Here is a 20,676-nt window from a genome sequence, read left to right as displayed (position 1 = left end):
TGTAAGTGTAATATTCGTCAAGCACAATCAGTTTGGAGAGAGCCGAGATGGCGCAATCGCAGATCATCGTACTGGGCGCCGGACTCGGCGGGACGATCGCCGCCTATGAGGTTCGCGCGGCCCTCAAGGGAAAGGCCGACGTAACCGTTGTTTCCAGCTCGGAGGACTACTGGTTTGTCCCTTCGAACCCTTGGGTTGCTGTTGGCTGGCGTGAACCCGAGGCGATCAAGGTCCACCTGCCCCCGGTGATGGCCAAGCACGGCATCGGCTTCACCGCGGTCGGCGCGGCCCGCGTCCATCCGAAGGAAAACCGGCTCGAACTCAATGACGGCTCATCTCTCAATTACGACTATCTCGTAATTGCCACGGGGCCCGATCTCGCTTTTGACGAGATTCCCGGCTTTGGCCCGGCCGCCAACACGCTCTCCATCTGCCAGACCGACCACGCTGCCCACACTTTCACCCGCTTCGAGGAGCTTTGCGCCGACCCCAAGCCGATCGTCGTCGGCGCGGTGCAGGGTGCCTCCTGCTACGGTCCCGCTTACGAGTTCGCGATGACGCTCGACACCGAGCTCAAGCGCCGCAAGATCCGCGACCGCGTGCCGATCACCTTCGTCACGCCCGAGCCCTATATCGGCCATCTCGGCCTCGACGGTGTCGGCGACACCAAGGGCCTGCTCGAAAGCGAGATGCGCGACCGCCACATCAAGTGGATCACCAACGCGAAGGTGACGAGCGTCGATCCCGGCGTGATGCATGTCGAGGAGGTCGACGAGGACGGCAAGACCAAGCGCACCCATGATCTGCCGTTCGGCTTCTCGATGCTGCTTCCCGCCTTCCGGGGTGTGCCGGCGGTGCACGGAATCGAGGGCCTGACCAATCCGCGCGGCTTCATCCTGATCGACAAGCACCAGCGCAATCCCGCCTTCCCCAACATCTTCGCGCTCGGAGTCTGCGTCGCGATCCCGCCGGTTGGCCCGACGCCGCTGCCGGTCGGCGTGCCCAAGACCGGGTTCATGATCGAAAGCATGGTGACCGCGGTCGCCAGGAATCTGCGCGAACTCCACACGGGGGGCGAGGCAAAGCACGAGGCGACCTGGAACGCGATCTGTCTCGCCGATTTCGGCGACGGCGGCGTTGCGTTCGTCGCCGAGCCGCAGATCCCGCCGCGCAACGTCAACTGGTCGTCCGAGGGCAAATGGGTGCACCTCGCGAAGATCGGCTTCGAGAAATATTTCCTCCGCAAGATCCGCAAGGGCGAGAGCGAGCCCTTCTACGAGAAGCTCGCGCTCCATGTCCTCGGCGTGAAGAAACTGCGCTTCTGAACCACCATTCGAACAGGAGAATTGCCATGAACCTAGATCGTGCCGTGCTGGCCTTTGCCGGCCTCGTCGTCCTCGCCGGGTCGATCCTGTCGGTGACCGTCAATCCGTGGTGGATCGCGCTGTCGATCTTCGCCGGGGCCAATATGCTGCAGGCGAGCATCACCGGCTTCTGCCCGGCGGCGATTGTTTTCAGATCGTTCGGGATACGCCCCGGCAATGCGTTTCGCTGATCGCGACCGATGATCGTCCGTTGCCTGCCGGCCGTCGGCCTGGCGCTGCTCGCGGTGGCGCCCGCGTCGGCGCAGAGCCTCGATGACGTGATCGCCGCGGCCATGGCGCATTCGCCCCAGCTCGCCGCGGCGAAGGCGCGCGAATCCGCGGCCGAAGCGAGGCTTGATGGTGCCCGCGCCGAACGCGGCCCGTCACTTCGGGTCGAAGGCCAGGTCGGTGTTGGCAGGCTCGACCCGCAAGGCTTTTTCGGGCTGTCGGCGGATAATGTGACGCCGCGCTCGGCCCAGGCGGTCGCCGAATTCCCGATCTGGACCGGCGGCCGTGTCGCGGCGGCCGAGCGCCAGGCCGGCGGCGGGCGCGATATCGCGCGGTTGGAAACCGCCGCGCTGATCCTGGATTTGCGGGTTCAGGTGACCCAGGCCTATGCGAGCGCGCTTGCCGCGCACCAGCTCGTCCAGCGCTACGAGCATTTGCAAGCCTCGCTCGACGAGGTCGTCCGTCAGGCAGGGCTCCGCTTCAAGGCGGGCGAAGGCACCAGCACCGAGACCGCGCAGGCGCAAGCGCGCCGCGCCGAGGCCGCGGCTGGCCTCGCCCAGGCACAGGGCCAGGTCGCGGCGGCGAATGCGCGGCTGGCCGCGCTCGCCGGCATGACGGTCGCAGCCCCCGCAGGATTGCCCGAGCCGCCGGCCACGCCGCTCACCACCGACGACGCGGTCAATCGCGCGATCGCCGGCAACCCAAGGCTCCAGCAGGCGCAGAAGGCGACTGATGTGGCGCAGGGTCGTGTCGACGCAGCGCGCGCAGAGCGCCTGCCGACGATCGGTGCCTTCGCCGAAGCGGCCACGGTGCGAGACCAGTTCTTCCCCGGCTACAAGGCCAATTCCGCGACGGTCGGCCTGCGGGGGCGATGGACGCTGTTCTCAGGTGGTCGCAATGCCGCCAGCATTCGTGCGGCCAGCGCCGATGTGACCGCCAGCGAGGCCGACGCGCGCGGTGCGCGCCTGGCGGTCGAAGAGCAGGCGGTCGAGGCCTTCGAGGCGGTGCGCACGGCACGCGCCGTGCTCGAGGCCGCCCAGGCCCGCGTCGCCGCGACGGAGGCGGCGCTTGGCGGCACGCGGCTCGAAGTGAAAGTCGGCGCCAAGCCGCAGCTTGCCCTGCTCGACGCGGAACGCGAGGCGATCGAGGCCGAAAGCATGCGGATCAGCGCCGAGGGCCAGCTTATCGTCGCCAGCTATCGGCTGCGCGCCATCGCCGGCATGGACTGATCGACCTCGGACCTGCAAAGAACGCTCAGTACGCGCCGACACCATGGCGGATTCAGTTTCCGGAGACCTGCTTTGTTCAAGGCAATCGCCCTTTTCCTCGCGCTCGGCCTCTCGGCCATCGGCTCCGTCACTGCCGCCGCGACCCCGGCGACCGACGTGATGAACGCGCCTGTACCGCCGGGCTATTACGTTCTCCAGAAGGTCGTTTATCAGAATGACGGCGGCGGCCCGGATGACCGCGCCTATTTCGTGCGGCTGCTCCATCATCTCTCCGCGCATATCGAGGCGACTAACGGGCAGGTCGAGATCAGGGTCGTCAGCTTCGCTGCGGGCATCAAGCTGTTCCAGATGGCGCGGACTGACGCGCCGCTCGCCAAGGCCCTGGACGAACTGCGCGCCAAGGGCGTGCGCTTCATGATCTGCCGCAACACGCTCAAGGGCATGGGGCTGACCCCTGTCGATCTCTACGGCGTTCGGGATGAGGACGTCGTGCCGAGCGGCGTCGCCGAAATCGCGAGACTGCAAGGCATGGGTTTTGTCTACATCCATCCCTGACGCGCGCGGCAGTGCACTCGGCACAATGGACGGATAGGGATGGTGGCGCCAACCATGCGCGCAGCTGCAATGATCGCGGGCGGGGCCGCGCTGGTCACGTTGGGGGTCGGCGTCGGTCTTTCGGTGTCGAAAGCGCCGGTTCCGTCGCGCACCGACGCGAAGCCGTTCGAACCGCCGCCGGATACGGCCATCCCCGACAATGAATTCGGCAAGGCGGTGAAGCTCGGCCGGGAAATCTTCACGGACACGCGCCGCGCCGTGCCGCAATTTGTCGGAAACGATCTCTCCTGCTCGAACTGTCATCTCGATGCCGGACGCCGCCCGAACGCCTCGCCGCTCTGGGCCGCCTACGGGCTCTATCCGCAATATCGGGCCAAGAATGGCCATGTGAACAGTTTCGCGGAACGCCTGCAGGAGTGTTTCAGGTACAGCATGAACGGGCGGATGCCGCCCGCCGGGGACCGCACCCTCGTCGCCCTGGAGAGCTACGCGACCTTCCTGGCCAGGGGCGCCTCGATCGGCGTGATGCTGCCGGGTCAGGGTTTCCTGAAACTGCCCAAGGCCGCGCGCGCGCCCGATTACGAACGGGGTCGAGCGGTCTATGCCGAAAACTGCGCGCAGTGCCACGGGGAGGACGGTGGCGGACTGAAGGTCGATGGCAAGACAGCCATCCCGCCGCTCTGGGGCGGCAGGTCATTCAACTGGGGTGCCGGGATGGCCCGCACCCCGAACGCGGCAGGGTTCATCAAGGCGAACATGCCGCAGGACCGGCCTGGCGCCCTGACCAGCCAGCAGGCCTGGGACGTCGCGGCCTATATCGACGGCAAGCCACGGCCGCAGGATCCGCGCTATGCCGGATCGGTCGAGGCCACGCGCCGGCAATTTCACGAGGGTGGCCAATCGGCCTACGGAACGACAGTCGATGGCGTTCTGCTCGGTGGCGACGGACCGCCGGAAACAACGGGATTGAAATAACGCGCTGCCGCGCAGACGATAGTGCCAACAAGGAGGTGGGCATGGGCCTGTATTCGGAGCGGATCTTTCCCTGGTTCCTCGAAAGGGCGCTTGATTCGCCCGAAATCGGGGCACACCGCGCCAGGCTGATCGCTGGTGTCGCGGGCGATGTCCTGGAAATCGGGTTCGGCACAGGTGCCACTCTTCCCCATTATGATCGCGCCGCGGTGACATCCCTGGCGGTCGTCGAGCCGTCGTCCGGCATGAACAGACGGGCGCAGGCGCGCATCGACGCGCTTGGCTGGCCGGTGAGGATCGAGGCCCTGGCCGGAGAAAATCTTCCCTTTGCCGATGCGAGTTTCGACCATGTGGTGGTCAGCCTGACGCTGTGCACCGTCGCCGACCCACCGCGCGTGCTCACCGAGATCTGGCGCGTGCTCCGTCCGGGCGGGAGCTTGCACTTCTTCGAGCATGTCGCGAGCACCGATCCGGGTCGGCGCAAATGGCAGGACCGCTTCAATCCACTTCAGCGGATCGTCGGTGTCGGCTGCAACCTCAATCGCGACACCGTCGCCTCCATCCGCGCCGCCGGCTTCTCGCTGGGCCAGGTCGAGCAGCAGATCGAACCCGCCTTCCCGTTCGCCGCCTATATGCCGATCGTCGAAGGCGTGGCGCACAAACCCGCCCCGCCCGCCAAAGGGCAGGACAGCGGCCCGATCACGCGCTGATCCTGACGGCGCGCTGCACCAGCTCGGGCACCGCGGCGTGGCGCGGTAACGGCCGAAGCTGCCCGCACAATCCCGGCCCTTGCCGAGGCGCGCGCCATATGGCCGACACGCCTCGGCGGGTGGACGTGCCCAAAAGCCGGGTCTACGGCGTTGGCGCCGGTCCGCGAGAGCCATGAAGAAGTCAAACACCCTCCTGTTTCTTGCAAGCCAGCGGCGTCGATTGCGATCGAGCGAAACGGCGCTCATCGGTCTGGCGGTGCTGGTGGGCCTCTGTGCCGGATTGATGACTCTCGCCCTGGCCGGCGCCGCGCATCTGCTGCAGAACATTCTCTACGGCGTCGGCATCGATCGTTTGAGCGCTCTCTCCTCGATCTCGCCAGCTCGCCTGCTTGCGCTGCCCATCGGTGGCGGCTTGCTTGCCGCCCTTGGCTATTTCGTCCGCGCCAGGACAAGGGCGCCGGTCGACGTGGTCGAGGCGAATGCGCTCCACGGCGGTGTCATTCCGATCAAGGACAGCCTGCTGGTCTCGGCGCAGACATTGTTGTCGAACGGGGCCGGCGCCTCGGTCGGTCTCGAAGCGGCTTACGCCCAGATGGGTGGGGGTGTCGCCTCGGTCATGGGGCAATGGTTGCGGCTGCGTCGCAACGACCTGCGCGTTCTGGTCGGTGCCGGAGCAGGGGCTGCGGTGGGCGCTGCCTTTGGCGCGCCTTTGACCGGTGCTTTCTATGCCTTCGAGATCGTCATTGGAGCCTATACGCCGGCCGCGATCGCGCCCGTTGCCGCCGCCTGTCTGACGGCTGCGGTCACGATCAGGGCGTCCGGGATGCCTGCCTATCTGATTGCGTTGCCTAGCGCCCACGCCATCACCACGCTCGATTATTTCCTCTACGCGGCGCTCGGCCTGGTGTGTGCGGTCCTCGGCATCGCCCTGATGCGCGCCGTGACCACCATCGAACTGTGGGTGCGCCAATCATCGATCCCTGACCTGGTCAGGCCCGTGCTCGGGGGCTTCCTCCTGATTCCGATCGCCTGGATTTCTCCTCAGGCATTGTCGGCCGGGCATGGTGCGCTTCATCTGGATCTGACCGAGCAGGTGACCCTCGGCTTTCTCGTCACGATCTTTCTGCTCAAAATGGCGGCATCGGCGGTCTCGCTGGGGTTCGGCTTTCGCGGCGGCCTGTTCTTCGCGTCGCTGTTCCTCGGGTCGCTGGCCGGGCAAATCTATGCCGCACTGATCAGCCTGGTGCCGGGCGCGCCATCGGTGGACCCGACAGACGCTGCCCTGGTCGGCATGGCTGCCATGGCGGTGGCGGTCGTCGGCGGCCCGATGACGATGTCGCTGCTGGTCCTCGAGGCGACCCATGATTTCGCGCTGACGGGGACGGCAATAACCGCGGCGCTCTGCGCGAGCGCGCTGGCTCGCGAGAAGTTCGGCTTCTCCTTCTCGACCTGGCGGCTTCACACCCGTGGCGAAACGATCCGCAGCGCCCGCGATATCGGCTGGGTCAGGACGCTTACCGCAGGCAGGATGATGCGCCGGGAGCCTCCCACGGCGGATGACTGGATCACGATCTCCGAATTTCGCCGCCGCTTTCCGCTAGGCTCGGTGAGCCGCGTGGTTCTCACCAACCGGGAAGGCGCCTATGCGGGGCTGGTGCAGACACCGGCAGCCTATACGGTAACCGACGATCTCGATTCACCGATCCGGACGTTGGCGACCCTGACCGACAGCGCGCTGCGGCCCGAAGAGGATGTCGCCCACGTCATGACCATGTTCGAAGAGCTCGAGGCGGACGATCTTGCCGTCCTGGACGATAGCGGGAGGGTTCTTGGCACCGTCAGCGAGAAGTATGTGCGGCGGCGCTATTCAGGCGAAATCGAGAAAGCCCTGAAGGATATCTACGGCGAGGGTTGAAAATTGCTGTCCAAGGTGGTTCGACAGCTGCCGTCCCAAGCTGCGCGACCAATCGACGTCTCCGGTGGCGCGATGCGCGTGGAATTTGCCCAAGGAATGCCAAGGCCGTGAGGTTCGACCGTACTTCTCTCACACCGGTTGCCGTGGGAAGTCTGGTTGCGCTGGCGCTGCTGACCGGGGGCGCCCTCATTGGCGGCAACCTCTGGCCACGGGTGGTCAAGGTGGAGCAGAGGGTCGTTGCGCCGGCCATGAATGCGGCCGGATTTACGCCGGCGATCGAGAATCTCGGCGACATGATCGGCCGCAGCTGCCCCGCCATCGTCGCCATCCGGCAGGATGGCCAGGGGCCCGACAGTGCGGCCCAGGCGCCTTCCACGGGTCGAATGCGGCCAGCGAATCCGCCCGCCGCCGCCGCTCCCCGGACTGCTTCCGGGTTTCTCGCTTCGAGTGACGGCTATATTGTTACGGCCGCGGACAATCTCTCCGAGGCGGGGGATATTCACGTCCTCCTCAACGATGGCCGGGTTCTCGATGCGACGAGGGTCGGCTCGGACCCGATTTCCGGAATTGCCGTTCTCAAGATCGATGGATCGGGATTGGCCTTCCTGAAATTCTCGAACGCCAATTTTCCGCGGGTCGGTGACTGGGGGGCGGCCATTTCGTCGCCCAACGGGAGCGGCTGCGCGGCGGCCCTCGGTATGGTCGGCACCGACTCGCTGGCGGAGCAGGCCGCCCTGCGCACCTATGTCAGAATCCGGCCGACGCTGGATCAGTCGCTGGCAGGAGCGCCCCTCCTGAACCTCAATGGCGAGATCATTGGTGTGATCGGGCTCGGTGGGCCAGCGGAGGATCCTGACCGGCCAAGCTCGATACTGGCCGTCGGGACCGCCAGCCGGATCGTCAGCGGGCTCATGCGAAACGGCAAGCCCACCGAAAACCGGTTCGGCATCATTGCCGACGATCTTCCGCCGGCGCTGGCGACTCGCCTGGGGATCGATGGCCAGCGCGGTGCGGTGGTATCGCTTGTCGAGGCGGATTCGCCGGCCGACAAGGGGGGGCTTCGCGCTGGAGACCTCATTCTCGGCGTTTCCGGCTCCCCGGTGTCGGGTGCCTCGGAGCTGGCGCGCGCATTGGACACCTCTGCAGCAACGCTTTCGCTCGATGTCGTACGTGCGTCGAAGCGACTGACGATTACGCTTGCGCCCTGACCCGCCGCTACCGCCGTCAATATCAGTCATGGTCGAAGGGCGATCGCAAGCCCGCTGCTTATTTTCAGGCCTTTGCTGACGCATCGTGAAACGCTGAAAGCCGCTACCGTCCCCCTTCCCGAGGACCGGCATTTTCAGCGTTTCCCGCTTCCATGGGGGCGTCCACAGAAGCGGGAAACAGCGGGGAATTCCCCAACGCGAACCCCCGCGCCGGCGCGGTCACGCCAGCTCTTCGTCCGGGAAAATCTCGGTATCGATCTGCGCCTGCATCGGGGCGGCGTAGCGCGGGCCGCGGATCGTGCCGGCGAAGAGGGCGTCGATCCGGGCGATGATGTCGGGCGTCAGCGTCAGTGCCGCAGCCCCGACATTCTCATCGAGATGGGCGATGCTGGTGGTGCCGGGGATCGGCACGACATGCGCGCCTTGCGCCAGCACCCAGGCGAGCGACAACTGGGCAGGGGTGCAGCCGAGCTCGCTCGCAAGTGCATCGAAGGCCCTGGTCGCGGCGAGATTGTGCGACAGATTGGGATCGACGAAACGCGGCATGTGGAGGCGGATGTCGCCGGGCACATAATGGTCGTCATGAACCGCCCCCGCCAGCAGCCCGCGCGCGACCGGTGAGAAGGCGACGAGCCCGATGCCGAGAGCGCGGCATGTCTCCAGCACGGCGATCTCCGGGTTGCGGACGACCGGCGAATACTCGCTCTGCACCGCTGCGATCGGGTGCACCGCATGCGCGCGGCGGATCGTTGCGGCCGACATTTCGGAGAGGCCGATCGCGCCGATCTTGCCCGCCTCCTTCAGCCGGACGAGTGCCCCCATCGACTCTTCTACCGGCACGCGCTTGTCGAGGCGGTGCATATAGACGAGATCGATATGGTCAGTACCGAGCCGTTCGAGCGAGCCATTGACCGTGCGGGTGATCGCTTCGGGCGAGCCGTCGAGCCCGCGCTTGCCGTCGATCACGTCGAGCACGCACTTGCTGGCCAGGGTGAATTCCGCGCGGCGGTGCAGGATCGCCTTGCCGATCAGCCGCTCATTATTGCCGAAGCCGTACAGCGCAGCGGTATCGATCAGGCTGATGCCGAGATCGAGCGCGTGGTTGAGCAGCCGCGCGCCCACATCCTCCGACGGTGGTACGCCATAAGCATGGCTCAGGTTCATGCAGCCAAGGCCGATGGCCGAAACGGTGAGCGGGCCGAGCCGGCGGGTGGCAAGCGTCATGTCTAAAGCGGAAGCCCTACGTAATTTTCGGCAATCGCAGTCTGCATCGCCTCGGATTGCGCCACATACTCCAGTTCGGCGATCTGCATACGGTGCTCGAAGGCGCCTTCGCCGGGGAAGCGGTGCATCAGCTTGGTCAGGTACCAGCTGAACCGCTCTGCCTTCCAGATCCGCGCGAGCGCGCGCTGCTGATAGCCATCGAGCGCGCTGTCGTCGCCGCGCATATAATGAGCGATCAACGCGTCGGACAGATAGGTGACATCGGACGCCGCGAGGTTGAGTCCCTTGGCGCCGGTCGGCGGCACGATATGGGCTGAATCGCCCGCCAGGAACAGCCGGCCGTGGCGCATCGTCTCGAATACATAGGAGCGCAAGGGCGCGATCGACATCTCCAGCGCGGGGCCGCGCTTGACGCCATGTTGCGAGATCGGGTCGAAGCGGCGCGAGAGCTCGTCCCACAGCCGGTCCTCGGGCCAGTCCTCGAGCCGTTCGGTCAGCGGCACCTGGATATAATAGCGGCTGCGGGTGGTCGAACGCATCGAGGCAAGCGCGAAGCCGCGATCGGTGTTGGCGTAGATCAGTTCGTCATGGCAGGGCGGCACGTCTGCGAGGATGCCGAGCCAGCCGAACGGATACTCATGCTTGAACTCGCGCGACACCGCCGCCGGTATCGCCTCGCGTGAAGGGCCATAAAAGCCGTCGCAGCCGGCGATGAAATCGGCGTCGATCCGGTGCGTGACGCCGTTCTTCGCATAGGTGACGCCGGGGTGATCGCTGTCGACGTCGTGAAGCGCGACATCGCCGGCCTCGAAGATGATCTCTAGTCCCCGCTCGGGGGCGGCGTCCATCAGGTCCCGGGTCAGCTCAGTCTGGCCGTACACCATGACATGGCGGCCGGTCAGCCGGGCGATGTCGATCCGGATGATGCCCGTGTCGGTGGCGAGGTTGAATCCCTCTTCGACCAGCCCTTCGGCGTTCATCCGGGCATCGATGCTGAGCCGGGTCATCAGATCGGTGGCACAGGTCTCGAGCACGCCGGCGCGGATTCGTGAGAGAACGTAATCGCGGGTCCGGCGCTCGACGATCACGCAGTCGATGCCGGCTGCCCGCAGCAAATGTCCGAGCAACAGGCCGGAAGGGCCGCTGCCGATGATGGCGACGCGGGTCTTCATGCGTTCAGCTGCCTTTCGAGCTGATCGAGCACCCGGTAGCAGGGCAGGACCTGCCCGACCGAACTGTTCGGCTCGCGGCCTTCGCGGATCGCGGCGACGAATTCGCGGTCCTGCAGTTCGATGCCGTTCATCGACACCGCGACCTTCGAAACGTCGATCGGTTCCTCCTTGCCGGTGAACAGATCGTCGTAGCGCGCGATATAGGTCGCGCTGTCGCCGATATAGCGGAAGAAGGTGCCGAGCGGCCCGTCATTGTTGAAGCTGAGCGAGAGCGTACAGATCGCGCCGCTCTCGGCCTTCAGCTGGATCGACATGTCCATTGCGATGCCGAGCTCGGGATGGATCGGCCCCTCGATCGCATTCGCCTTGACGATCGGCCCGGCCTGATAGGTGAAGAGATCGACCGTATGGGCGGCATGGTGCCAGAGCAGATGGTCGGTCCAGCTCCGCGGCTCGCCCTTCGCATTCATGTTGCGGCGGCGGAAGAAATAGGTCTGCACGTCCATCTGCTGGACATTGAACTCGCCGCGCTTGATCCGGTCATGAATGTACTGATGGCTCGGGTTGAAGCGCCTGGTGTGGCCGACCATGCAGGTCAGGCCGGTTTCCTCGGCTTTGGCGAGCACCGCTTCGGCATCGGCCAGGCTGTCGGCGAGAGGGATCTCGACCTGGACATGCTTCCCGGCTTCGAGACACTGGATCGTCTGGGCGGCGTGCATCTGGGTCGGCGTGCAGAGGATCACCGCATCGACATCGTCACGCGCCAGGCTCTCGGCGAGATCGGTGGTGACGTGGCCGATGCCGTATCTGTCAGCGACTTTCCGGGTCGGCTCGAGCGTGCGGCCGACCAGCGACACGACATCGACGCCGTCGATCAGCTTGAGGCCGTCGAGATGCTTTTCTCCGAAGGCGCCGGCGCCGGCCAGGGCGATCTTCATCGTTAGACTCCGTTGCTTCTGGATTGGGAAACGACGCGCTGGAGCGCGTCGCGCTTCTGCGCGAGCTCCCGGAATCGATCGCGAATCAAGTTGGTCGATTCGAAATACGCCCGTTCGTCAACGATGACCGAACTGGCCGGGAACGACGCCTGATGCAGCGCGAGGGTGGAGCGCAGGGCGGAAATATGGCTCCGGAAGGCGGTGAAATCGGCCTGTGCGCTTTCCGGGGGTGACCATTCCTGCATCGCCGTCGTGAGTTCGCCAATCGCGACGCTCAGCTCGCGCCGCACCCGGACCAGTTCCCGCTGCCAGCCCTCCCGCCTGTCGATGGTCGCCTGCTTGCTTGCCTCGTGAAGCTGCTGCAGGCGCCGCTCGCAACGAAGGATCGCATCGAACGACGTCAGCACGCAGCGGCTCCCTGATCAGGCTCGAGCACGATATGGCCGACGGCGGTGTTGCTGGCGGGGACGTGATAATGGCGGTGGAGCATCCGGGTCGCCTTGCCGAGCGCGCCGCGCATGACGAGCCACATCACCATCTCGATGCCCTCGCTGCCGGTTTCGCGCAGATATTCGATATGCGGGATATAGCGCAGCGCGTCGCTGTCGCCGACGAGGCCGTCGAGGAAGCGGTTGTCCCACTCGGCATTGATCAGCCCGGCGCGCGGGCCCTGGAGCTGGTGGCTCATGCCGCCCGTGCCCCAGACCTGGACGTTCAGATCCTCCGGGAAGCTCTCCACCGCGCGGGCGATCGCCTCGCCGAGCGCCCAGCAGCGATTGCCCGAGGGCGGCGGATAGGTGACGACGTTGACCGCGAGCGGGATCACCTTGCACGGCCATTCCTCGGGCTGGCCGAACATCATCGACAAGGGCACGGTCAGGCCGTGATCGACATCCATCTCGTTGATGATCGTCATGTCGAATTCGTCGAGGATCAGGCTCTGCGCGATATGCCAGGCAAGATCGGGATGGCCCTTCACCACCGGCACCTTGCGCGGCCCCCACCCCTCGTCGGCCGGCTTGAATTCCTCGGCGCAGCCGATCGCGAAGGTCGGGATGATCTTCATGTCGAACGCAGTCGCATGGTCGTTATAGACCAGGATCACGACATCGGGCTTTTCCCGCTTCTCCCACGCCCTGGTCCAGTCGAAGCCCGCAAAGGCAGGCGCCCAATAGGCCTCCCCGGTCTTGCCGAGATCGACCGCGACGCCCAGCGCGGGAATGTGGCTGCAGGCTACGCCGGCGGTGATCCGTGCCATGTCAGTTGCTTCCTTTTTCGGCATTGGCCTTGAGCGAGCGCATGCCCTCGGGTGAGCGCCCGCCCGCGATCATCATCGCCTGGTAATCCTCGACGTTCATCCCGGTCATCGTGCTCACTGCCTGCACGAAGGAAAGACCGTCGGTCGAAAAGACCTTGGCGAGGAAATAGATGTTGCCGCCAAGATCGAGCAGGCGGTTGTAATCGCGATCGAGCACTGCCTGCTTCTGCTCTTCGGTCATCTTCCACTCGTCGAGATAGGCGCGCTCGTTCGCTTTCCAGCGCTCGCGATTCTCGGGCTTCATCAGGCTCATCGCGAACTGGTTGAGGTGATAACCCTGGCGCGCGCGCTTCGCTGTGTAGACCCGGGTGCCTGGAATATCGTCGAAATCGGCGAGATAGCTGTGGATGTCGCGTGGGCCGGTCATTGCCTCAGTCCTTCCAGTAGAGCCGCATCGGATTGTCGACGAGCAGCTTGCGCTGCAGCTCGGGCGTCGGTGCGATACGTGGGATCATGTCAACCAAATTGCCGTCATCGGGCATGTGGCCGACCATGTTGAGATTGGGATGCGGCCAATCGGTGCCCCACAGCACCCGGTCGGGAAAGCGCTCGACGACCGTCCGCGCGAAGGGGACGAAATCGTCATAGGTCGGCGGGCCCGATTTCGAGAGCCGCTCGGGGCAAGTGACCTTGGCCCAGATATTGTCGCGCTCCATCAAGCGCAGGAAGGGCGCAAACTCCGGGCCCTCGGGGCTTTTGGTCACGTCGGGGCGGCCCATGTGGTCGACCACGACGACGGTCGGCAGCGAGGTGAAGAAGTCCCATTTCTCGGTGAGGTCTGCAGCCTCGAAATAGACCACGATATGCCAGCCGAACGCGGCGATCTTGTCGATGATGCCGCGATAATAAGCGTCGGGCTTGGGGTCGACGAGCCGCTTCACATAGTTGAAACGCACGCCGCGGACCCCGGCCGCGTGCATCGCCGCGAGCTCGTCGTCGCTGATGTCAGCCTTCACCGCCGCGACGCCGCGCGCCCTGCCGCCGGCATGGGCGAGCGCGTCGACCATCGCCCGGTTGTCAGTGCCGTGGCACGTCGCCTGGACGACGACGTTGCGCGAGAAGCCGAGGAAATCCCGCAGGGCGTAAAGCCTGTCCTTGCCTGCATCGCAGGGCGTATATTTCCGCTCGGGTGCATAGGGGAATTCGTCGCCCGGCCCGAAAACGTGGCAATGCGCATCGACCGCGCCCGGCGGTGGCGTGAAGACGGGTTTGGACGGCGCCGGGTCGAAGCACAGCCAGTCCGCATCCATGGTGAAGTTGCCCACCATCTACAGTCCGCGCGCGCGCAATTGCGCGTCGAGCCGTGGGAAGACGCGGCGCGCATTGCCCTCGAAGATTGCGTGGCGATCACTGTCGCTGATCGGCAGCGCATCGACATAGCGCTTGGTGTCGTCGAAATATTGCCCGGTCTCGGGATCGATCCCACGCACCGCGCCGACCATCTCGGAGCCGAACAGGATGTTCTTGGTATCGATCACTTCAGCCAGCAGGTCGACGCCCGGCTGATGGTAGACGCAGGTATCGAAATAGACATTGTCCATCACATGCCCGGACAAGGCCGGCTTCTTCAGCATATCGGCGAGGCCGCGATAGCGCCCCCAATGATAGGGCACCGCGCCGCCGCCATGCGGGATGATGAATCTGAGGTTCGGGAAGTCGGCGAACAGATCACCCTCGATGAACTGCATGAAGGCGATGGTGTCGGCGGCGATGTAGAAGGCGCCGGTGGCGTGCAGACCCGGATTGCATGAGCCGGAGACATGGATCATCGCCGGCACGTCGAGCTCGACCATCTTCTCGTAAAAGGGATACCAGAAGCGATCGGTCAGCGGCGGCGAGGTGAAATGCCCGCCGCCTGGATCGGGGTTGAGGTTGCAGCCGATAAAGCCGAGCTCGGTGACGCAACTCTCGAGCTCTTCGATCGAGCCCTGGAGATCGGCTTTGGGCGATTGCGGCAGCATGCAGACGCCCGCGAAAGTCTCGGGATACAGATCGACGCAGCGCTTGATCAGATTATTGTTCGCGCGTGCCCAGGCGTTGGACACCGCCTCGTCGCCGACATGATGCGCCATCGCCGAGGCGCGCGGGCTGAAGATCGTCATGTCGGCGCCGCGCTCCCTGAGCAGGCGGAGCTGGTTCTTCTCCAGCGTCTCGCGAATCTCGTCGTCGGAGATCGCCGGATAGGGTGGCGGCGCCTCGCCTGCCTTGAACGCGGCCTTCTGGGCATCGCGCCAGTCGTTATGCGGCGCTGGCGCTGTCGTGTAATGGCCGTGGCAGTCAATGATCATGCGGCTTCGGCCTTCCTGTCCCGATTGAGCAATGCAAGCTTGGCGGCGAGACCCTCCGGCGAGGTCGCGCCGAGCGACCCGATCTCGCGCTGGCGAACCACGGTGCCGCGGGTCACTGCCGAACCGGTGCCGAGCGCATCGAGCGTCTTCACCACTTCCTCCATCTCGGCGGCGCGGCGCAGGCCGTGTTCGAGCATGCGATCGAGATTGTAATCGGCCCGCGCTTTCCAGTCGGGCGGGGGCGGGCTCGCATCGAGTGAGGCAAGGACTTCGTCGAGCACCCCGGCCCGGTCAGCCGCGAGCACGCATTCGGCGGTCAGCGCTTCGATCCCTTTGACCATCACTGAGCGGATCATCTTGATCGAGGAGGCGCGACCGACCGCGCCCTCGACGATCCTGACCTTGGTAAAGCCGATCGCCCGCAGCAATGCTGCGCCGTCTTCGGCATGCGGACCCGACAGCAGCAAAGGGACGGCGGTACGCGCGGGATGGACAGGCGCCATCACGGCGACATCGACATAGCGCCCGCCAGCGGCCTCGACCATCCGGCTCCCGCTGCGTTTGGTGTCGGGTGCAACGCTGTTCATGTCGAACCAGAAGGCGCCGGCTTCGAGATGGGCGACTGAATCGGTTGCTGCCTGCAGCGCCTGGTCAGCGGTGACGAGCGACAGGGCGGCAATAGCACCGCTGAGCGCTTCCTCCCCGGAGGATGCGCACTTTACATTGGCGATCTCGGGCCGGCCCGGTTTGATGTCGAATTGGGCGAGCGACGCGTCGAGCCCCGGCGCGAACGCCAGTGCCGCCTCCCCGAAGCCGATCATCGCCACCTTGAGTGCCATGCAGTCGGCGTAGAGCCGGGCCCAGTCCCGCGCCCAATCGGAAAGGCGGCGGCGCTATTCGAAATCCTGAGTCGTGATTTCCGCGGCGCATTCGGCAAGGGTGTCGAGAAAGCGTTCCTGGACTCGGGTGGGCCGCCATCCGGAGCGGGTCGTGATGCCGATCACCCGCTCGCCCGAAGCGAGTTCGGGCCCAACCAGCGCCAGAGCGCCGCTGTCGATTTCGAGCGCGACCTGGTCGGGCGAGAGCAGGGTCAGGAAATCGCTTTCCTGCAGGATGCCGCGGATCACCATCACTGATCCGCATTCGATGGGCGCGGCGGGCGGAGGGGCGCCAGCGAACAGCCCCTCCCACAGGGCCCGCAGCGGCGCGCCTGCACGGCCGACGATCCAGGGATAGCGCATCAGCGTCTCGCGGGGAGGCATTGCGCTGCCCGCGAGCGGATGGCCGGCGCGGCCGACGATCACCAGCCGGTCGTCAAGCAGGGGTTTCTGGTCGAGATCGGGCAGGGGGGCGTCGCGCAACGCGCCGATCATCATGTCGATCACGCCGTCGCGCAGCGGCTCGACCAGTTCGCGCCACGACCCCTCGACCACGTCGAAGCGCGCGCGCGGCGCCTCGGCGGCGATCCGGGCGATCGCGCGGGGCAGCAACATCGCGCGCGAGAGCGGCATCGCGCCGACCGCGATCGTCCCGCCACCACCGGGTTCGGCGGAGACCTCCACGATCCCGGCGGCGATTTCGGCGCTTGCCAGCCTGATCCCGCGCGCCAGGCGTCGCCCGGATTCGCCGAGCGCGATCCCGCGGCCGCGCCGCTCGACCAGCACCGTGCCGCACACCTGTTCGAGATCGCGCACCGCGCGATGAATCGCCGGCTGCGACAGGCCGGTTGCGACGCCAGCGCCGACGAAGCTGCCGGCATCGGCGAGCGCGAGGAAGGCGCGCAATTGAGTCGCGGTCATCAACCGGTCGGGTCGGGCGAAGCCCCGCCCGCCGCCACGTACCGCTGCCGCGAGGTGGACGAAGGCAGCGTCCGCGCGCGCGGCCAATGCCGTGCCGGCCTCGGTAGGAAGCATGCCATCGGCCCGACGATCGAACAGCGGGGTGCCGAGTTGCGCCTCCAGCTTCGCGAGCCCCTGGGTCAGCGCCGGCTGCGAAAGGCTGACGTCCTCCGCTGCCGCGCTCATACTGCCGCGCGCGACGATCGCCGCGAGCGCGCGCAAATGGCGCAGGTTGAGGTCGAAGGGTGTCGTCATTTGCGTTCACCTATAGAGAAAACTTATTGGCCGCGCGCAATTCCGAATTGCCGGTGCCAGTCGCCGGCGCGCACGCGTCGGGCAACGAGATCGTCTCGGGGAGATCGTCATGGGCAAGGTCGTCACTTCAATCCAGCGCGCCGATCCGGCGGTGATCGACGGGCTGGCCTCGGCCGGTGTCGCCACGGTGCACGAAGCGCAGGGGCGGATCGGGCTGCTCGCCAGCCGGTTGCGGCCGATCTATCCCGGTGCGCGGATCGCGGGCTCGGCAGTGACGATTTCGGCACCGCCCGGCGACAACTGGATGATTCACGTCGCGATCGAACAATTGCAGCAGGGCGACATCCTCGTCCTTGCGCCGACCAGCCCCTGCGAGGATGGCTATTTCGGTGATCTGCTCGCCACATCGGCGATCGCGCGCGGCTGTCGCGGGCTGGTGATCGATGCGGGGGTGCGCGATGTGCGCGATCTCACCGCGATGGGCTTTCCGGTCTGGTCCAGGGCCGTGTTCGCGCAAGGTACGATCAAAGCGACGCTCGGCTCGGTCAATGTGCCGATCGTCTGCGCCGGCGCGGCGATCGACCCGGGCGATGTGATCGTCGCCGATGACGACGGCGTCTGCGTCGTCAAACGGGCCGATGCCGCCGACGTGCTGAAAAAGGCTCAGGCCCGCGAGGCGAACGAGGAATCGAAGCGCCAGCGTCTTGCGGCGGGTGAGCTCGGCCTCGACATTTACGACATGCGCAGCAAGCTCGCTGCGCTCGGGCTGACCTATGAGTGACGGCGTGCGCTGCATGTGGATGCGCGGCGGCACCTCGAAGGGCGGCTTCTTCCTGGCCGACGACCTGCCCGCCGATACGGCTGCGCGCGACGCCTTGCTGCTGCGGGTGATGGGATCGCCTGATCCGCGCCAGATCGACGGGATGGGCGGCGCCGATCCGCTCACGTCCAAGGTGGCGGTCGTGTCGAAATCGGATCGGGAGGGCGTCGATATCGACTATCTCTTCCTCCAGGTCTTCGTCGATCAGCCGATCGTGACCGACGCGCAGAATTGCGGCAACATGCTCGCCGGCGTCGGCCCGTTCGCGATCGAGCGCGGGCTGGTCGCGGCGAAAGGCGACGAAACGCGCGTTGCGATCTTCATGGTCAATACCGGCCAGATCGCAGTCGCGACGGTACAGACGCCGGGTGGCGTGCCGACCTATGACGGCACTGCGCGTATTGACGGTGTGCCCGGCGGCGCTGCGCCGATCCCGCTCGAATTTCGGGAGACCGCGGGCTCGTCCTGCGGCGCGCTGCTGCCCACCGGCAACGCAGCGGACATGATCGACGGTGTCGCCTGCACGCTGATCGACAACGGCATGCCGTGCGTGGTGTTCAAGGCAGCCGATGTCGGCGCGACCGGATACGAGGACCGCGATACGCTCGACGCGGCGACTGATCTCAAGGCGTGGATCGAGGCGATCCGTCTCAAGGCCGGCCCGCTGATGAACCTCGGCGACGTAACCGAGAAGTCGGTCCCGAAGATGATGCTCGTCGCGGCGCCCGCGCATGGCGGTGCGGTGACGGTCCGCAGCTTCATCCCGCACCGCGCGCATGCGACGATCGGCGTGCTGGGCGCGGTCAGCGTCGCGACTGCGTGCCTGGTGCCTGGCTCTCCCGCAGCTGAAGTGGCGTCGATCCCCGAGGGAGTCCGCAAGACGCTCTCGGTCGAGCACCCGACCGGCGAGATGAGTTGCGTGCTCGAGCTTGACGGACAGGGCCAGGTCGCGACGGCGGCATTGCTGCGCACCGCGCGTAAGCTGATGGACGGCACGGTTTTCGCCTGAAGGCGCATCACTGACGAAAAGCTGGCGCGCCCGACATGATTCGAACCTGTGGCCTCTGCCTTCGGAGGGCAGACGGTCAAAAAAAAACTGTGCCGGCTGTACCCCAGTCCTACATTCCGAGTGCCGCTGAGGCCGCCGCTGGCTTTTCGACGTCGCGCAGCTTGTTCTCCCATATCGCTTCGAGGGATCGGGCAACGAGCCGGTTTTCGGGCTCGACCGCGTCATATTGTCGCCGGGCACGCTCGCATTCATACTCAGCGCGCTCTCGCTTGAGCGCCCATTGGCGTTCCAGGCCATGGATGTCGGTGTCGATGGCATCAAGTGCGGCCAGGGTAATGGCAAGGTGATCAGGGGCAAGCGCTGCAAGGAACTGGCGTTCGACCTCGGCTTCCACCCGCGGCGCGCGCACCTCCTGACAATATTGACCGGTACATGTCGCCCGGTCGGATCGGCAGCGGTAGACAGGGTGAGAGCTATCGGGCCCGGAGTAGTTAAGAGCCATGCGTCGACCGCAGCTGCCGCACATCACGATCCCCTGCAGCAGCGCCTTTCCCTTCCGAGGCATGCCGCGATGCCCGACTTTGAAGTTGCCGACATTGTCCGCGAGCTTGTTGTCGATCGCCATATGCGTCTCCCAGCTGATATACGCCGGATGCGCATTCTGGATGCAGACCTCCCATTCATCGCGCGGAACAGCGCGCGTGGGGGTCTTGACGCCTTCGCATCGCCTCTCGGGCGCGGCACATCTGCGACCATAAACATAGGCTCCGGCATAAGCCGGGTTTTTGAGGATGTTGCGTACGCGCCCATCGGTCGCATCGCGCCAGACGACCTCATGAGGTGCTGGACCACGCAACGGTCTGACCGGCAGAGCAAGTTCAGCTTTGCGCAGACGGCGGACGACGGCCTTGGCGCTTCCAAGCCTCAGGAAGCTGTCGAACACCATCTCGATCCGAGCCTGGATCTGGGCGTCAGGATTGATCATGATCCCGCCCGCCGGCGCATCGATCAGACCCGCCGGGAGCGGGATCCGCAGCTCTCCGCGCGCCGCTTTTTGCCGCTCTCCCGTGTGAAGGCGCATGCGGATTTGATGAAGTTCGGCCTCGCTCATGATGCCCGAGAGTCCAAGCAGCAGCCGGTCGTGATAGAGGCCGGGATCATAAAGGCGCTCGCTGTCGGCGATCAGGACGCGGAACATCGAGCAGAGCTGGAGGAGTTGGTGCCAGTCGCTGTTGTTGCGGGCAAGCCGGGATGCGTCGTAGCTCACAACAAGTCCGGCATGTCCAAGCCCGACCTCCGCGATCAGGCGTTGGAACCCATATCTGTGCTGGGCATCAGCGCCGGATTTTCCGAGATCATCGTCAATGATCTCGACCCGCTCGCGCGGCCATCCCATGTCCAGCGCACGATCGACAAGCCGATATTGGAGCGCGGTACTTTCTTGATGGTGACGGATTTGCCCGACGCTGGACTGGCGAACATAAACATAGGCGATCTTCGCCTGATGCGTGGAGCTTACCCGTTCAACGGGAGCATGATCTCTCAGCATCGCCATCAACTGCGCGACAGGCCGCCAGGCCGGCGCAAAGAGCCTGGGCTAAAGTCGCTGCCAGTTGGCGTTGGCTCGCTGGCG

At 65.6% G+C, this 20,676-nt stretch carries 21 protein-coding genes; 10 read left to right on the top strand and 11 right to left on the bottom strand.

Features of this window, described 5'->3' with window-relative positions:
- Positions 1-47 precede the first annotated feature (47 nt).
- From ABD050_RS13645 to ABD050_RS13610, 8 genes are all read left to right on the top strand, one after another.
- Entirely contained in the window at positions 48-1,325 is a 1,278-nt protein-coding gene (locus ABD050_RS13645) for an NAD(P)/FAD-dependent oxidoreductase (RefSeq protein ID WP_343889935.1), read from the top strand.
- A gap of 26 nt (positions 1,326-1,351) precedes the next feature.
- Positions 1,352-1,555 (top strand): YgaP family membrane protein, encoded by a 204-nt coding sequence (locus tag ABD050_RS13640; protein WP_343889934.1) that lies wholly within the window; start codon positions 1,352-1,354, stop codon positions 1,553-1,555.
- A 9-nt stretch (positions 1,556-1,564) separates the two neighbouring features.
- Complete coding sequence (locus tag ABD050_RS13635) at positions 1,565-2,821, top strand: TolC family protein (RefSeq protein WP_343889933.1); 1,257 nt, start codon at positions 1,565-1,567, stop codon at positions 2,819-2,821.
- Between the two features lie 72 nt (positions 2,822-2,893).
- On the top strand, positions 2,894-3,376 hold the full coding sequence (locus ABD050_RS13630; protein WP_343889932.1) for a DsrE family protein: 483 nt from the start codon (positions 2,894-2,896) through the stop codon (positions 3,374-3,376).
- A gap of 54 nt (positions 3,377-3,430) precedes the next feature.
- Complete coding sequence (locus ABD050_RS13625; protein ID WP_343889931.1) at positions 3,431-4,351, top strand: c-type cytochrome; 921 nt, start codon at positions 3,431-3,433, stop codon at positions 4,349-4,351.
- 41 nt (positions 4,352-4,392) lie between these two features.
- Positions 4,393-5,058 carry a class I SAM-dependent methyltransferase gene (locus ABD050_RS13620; protein WP_343889930.1) on the top strand — a complete coding sequence of 222 codons (666 nt, stop codon included), beginning with the start codon at positions 4,393-4,395 and terminating at the stop codon, positions 5,056-5,058.
- A gap of 172 nt (positions 5,059-5,230) precedes the next feature.
- Positions 5,231-6,973 (top strand): chloride channel protein, encoded by a 1,743-nt coding sequence (locus ABD050_RS13615; RefSeq protein ID WP_343889929.1) that lies wholly within the window; start codon positions 5,231-5,233, stop codon positions 6,971-6,973.
- 107 nt (positions 6,974-7,080) lie between these two features.
- Positions 7,081-8,181: a S1C family serine protease gene (locus ABD050_RS13610; RefSeq protein ID WP_343889928.1), complete on the top strand. Its 1,101-nt coding sequence runs from the start codon at positions 7,081-7,083 to the stop codon at positions 8,179-8,181.
- Between the two features lie 219 nt (positions 8,182-8,400).
- Here the strand turns inward: ABD050_RS13610 and ABD050_RS13605 are convergent, their stop codons facing one another.
- From ABD050_RS13605 to ABD050_RS13560, 10 genes are read right to left on the bottom strand one after another with little or no spacing between them, the layout of a single operon-like run.
- Complete coding sequence (locus tag ABD050_RS13605) at positions 8,401-9,405, bottom strand: aldo/keto reductase (RefSeq protein WP_343889927.1); 1,005 nt, start codon at positions 9,403-9,405, stop codon at positions 8,401-8,403.
- A 2-nt stretch (positions 9,406-9,407) separates the two neighbouring features.
- Complete coding sequence (pobA, locus tag ABD050_RS13600; protein ID WP_343889925.1) at positions 9,408-10,577, bottom strand: 4-hydroxybenzoate 3-monooxygenase; 1,170 nt, start codon at positions 10,575-10,577, stop codon at positions 9,408-9,410.
- Positions 10,574-11,515 (bottom strand): Gfo/Idh/MocA family oxidoreductase, encoded by a 942-nt coding sequence (locus ABD050_RS13595; protein ID WP_343889924.1) that lies wholly within the window; start codon positions 11,513-11,515, stop codon positions 10,574-10,576. Before ABD050_RS13595 ends, pobA begins: the two co-directional genes overlap by 4 nt.
- Positions 11,516-11,517: 2 nt before the next feature.
- Positions 11,518-11,922, bottom strand: a complete 405-nt coding sequence (locus tag ABD050_RS13590; protein WP_343889923.1) for a hypothetical protein — start codon at positions 11,920-11,922, stop codon at positions 11,518-11,520.
- Entirely contained in the window at positions 11,916-12,773 is an 858-nt protein-coding gene (locus tag ABD050_RS13585; protein ID WP_343889922.1) for a class III extradiol dioxygenase subunit beta, read from the bottom strand. Before ABD050_RS13585 ends, ABD050_RS13590 begins: the two co-directional genes overlap by 7 nt.
- A 1-nt stretch (position 12,774) precedes the next feature.
- A complete protein-coding gene (gene ligA, locus ABD050_RS13580; RefSeq protein WP_343889921.1) occupies positions 12,775-13,200 on the bottom strand; it encodes a protocatechuate 4,5-dioxygenase subunit alpha in 426 nt (141 codons plus the stop codon).
- Positions 13,201-13,204: 4 nt separating this feature from the next.
- Positions 13,205-14,083, bottom strand: coding sequence for an amidohydrolase family protein (locus ABD050_RS13575; protein WP_343889950.1), 879 nt, complete (start codon positions 14,081-14,083; stop codon positions 13,205-13,207).
- An 18-nt stretch (positions 14,084-14,101) separates the two neighbouring features.
- Positions 14,102-15,121, bottom strand: a complete 1,020-nt coding sequence (locus ABD050_RS13570; protein ID WP_343889920.1) for an amidohydrolase family protein — start codon at positions 15,119-15,121, stop codon at positions 14,102-14,104.
- Positions 15,118-15,960 (bottom strand): DUF1932 domain-containing protein, encoded by an 843-nt coding sequence (locus ABD050_RS13565; protein ID WP_343889919.1) that lies wholly within the window; start codon positions 15,958-15,960, stop codon positions 15,118-15,120. Before ABD050_RS13565 ends, ABD050_RS13570 begins: the two co-directional genes overlap by 4 nt.
- 54 nt (positions 15,961-16,014) lie before the next feature.
- A complete protein-coding gene (locus ABD050_RS13560) occupies positions 16,015-17,214 on the bottom strand; it encodes a LysR family transcriptional regulator (protein ID WP_343889918.1) in 1,200 nt (399 codons plus the stop codon).
- Positions 17,215-17,323: 109 nt separating this feature from the next.
- On the opposite strand from ABD050_RS13560, the gene ABD050_RS13555 reads away from it, so the two are divergent.
- Positions 17,324-17,995 (top strand): 4-carboxy-4-hydroxy-2-oxoadipate aldolase/oxaloacetate decarboxylase, encoded by a 672-nt coding sequence (locus ABD050_RS13555; protein WP_343889917.1) that lies wholly within the window; start codon positions 17,324-17,326, stop codon positions 17,993-17,995.
- Entirely contained in the window at positions 17,988-19,043 is a 1,056-nt protein-coding gene (locus ABD050_RS13550; RefSeq protein WP_343889916.1) for a 4-oxalomesaconate tautomerase, read from the top strand. Before ABD050_RS13555 ends, ABD050_RS13550 begins: the two co-directional genes overlap by 8 nt.
- Positions 19,044-19,152: 109 nt before the next feature.
- Here the strand turns inward: ABD050_RS13550 and ABD050_RS13545 are convergent, their stop codons facing one another.
- Positions 19,153-20,598 carry a recombinase family protein gene (locus tag ABD050_RS13545; RefSeq protein WP_343889949.1) on the bottom strand — a complete coding sequence of 482 codons (1,446 nt, stop codon included), beginning with the start codon at positions 20,596-20,598 and terminating at the stop codon, positions 19,153-19,155.
- Between the last annotated feature and the right edge of the window lie 78 nt (positions 20,599-20,676).

The sequence above is a fragment of the Sphingomonas oligophenolica genome, from assembly GCF_039522915.1.
GTDB classification, from domain to species: domain Bacteria; phylum Pseudomonadota; class Alphaproteobacteria; order Sphingomonadales; family Sphingomonadaceae; genus Sphingomonas; species Sphingomonas oligophenolica.
The sequence above is the reverse complement of the archived record's forward strand: the minus strand, read 5'-3'. Positions and strand labels throughout refer to the sequence as shown.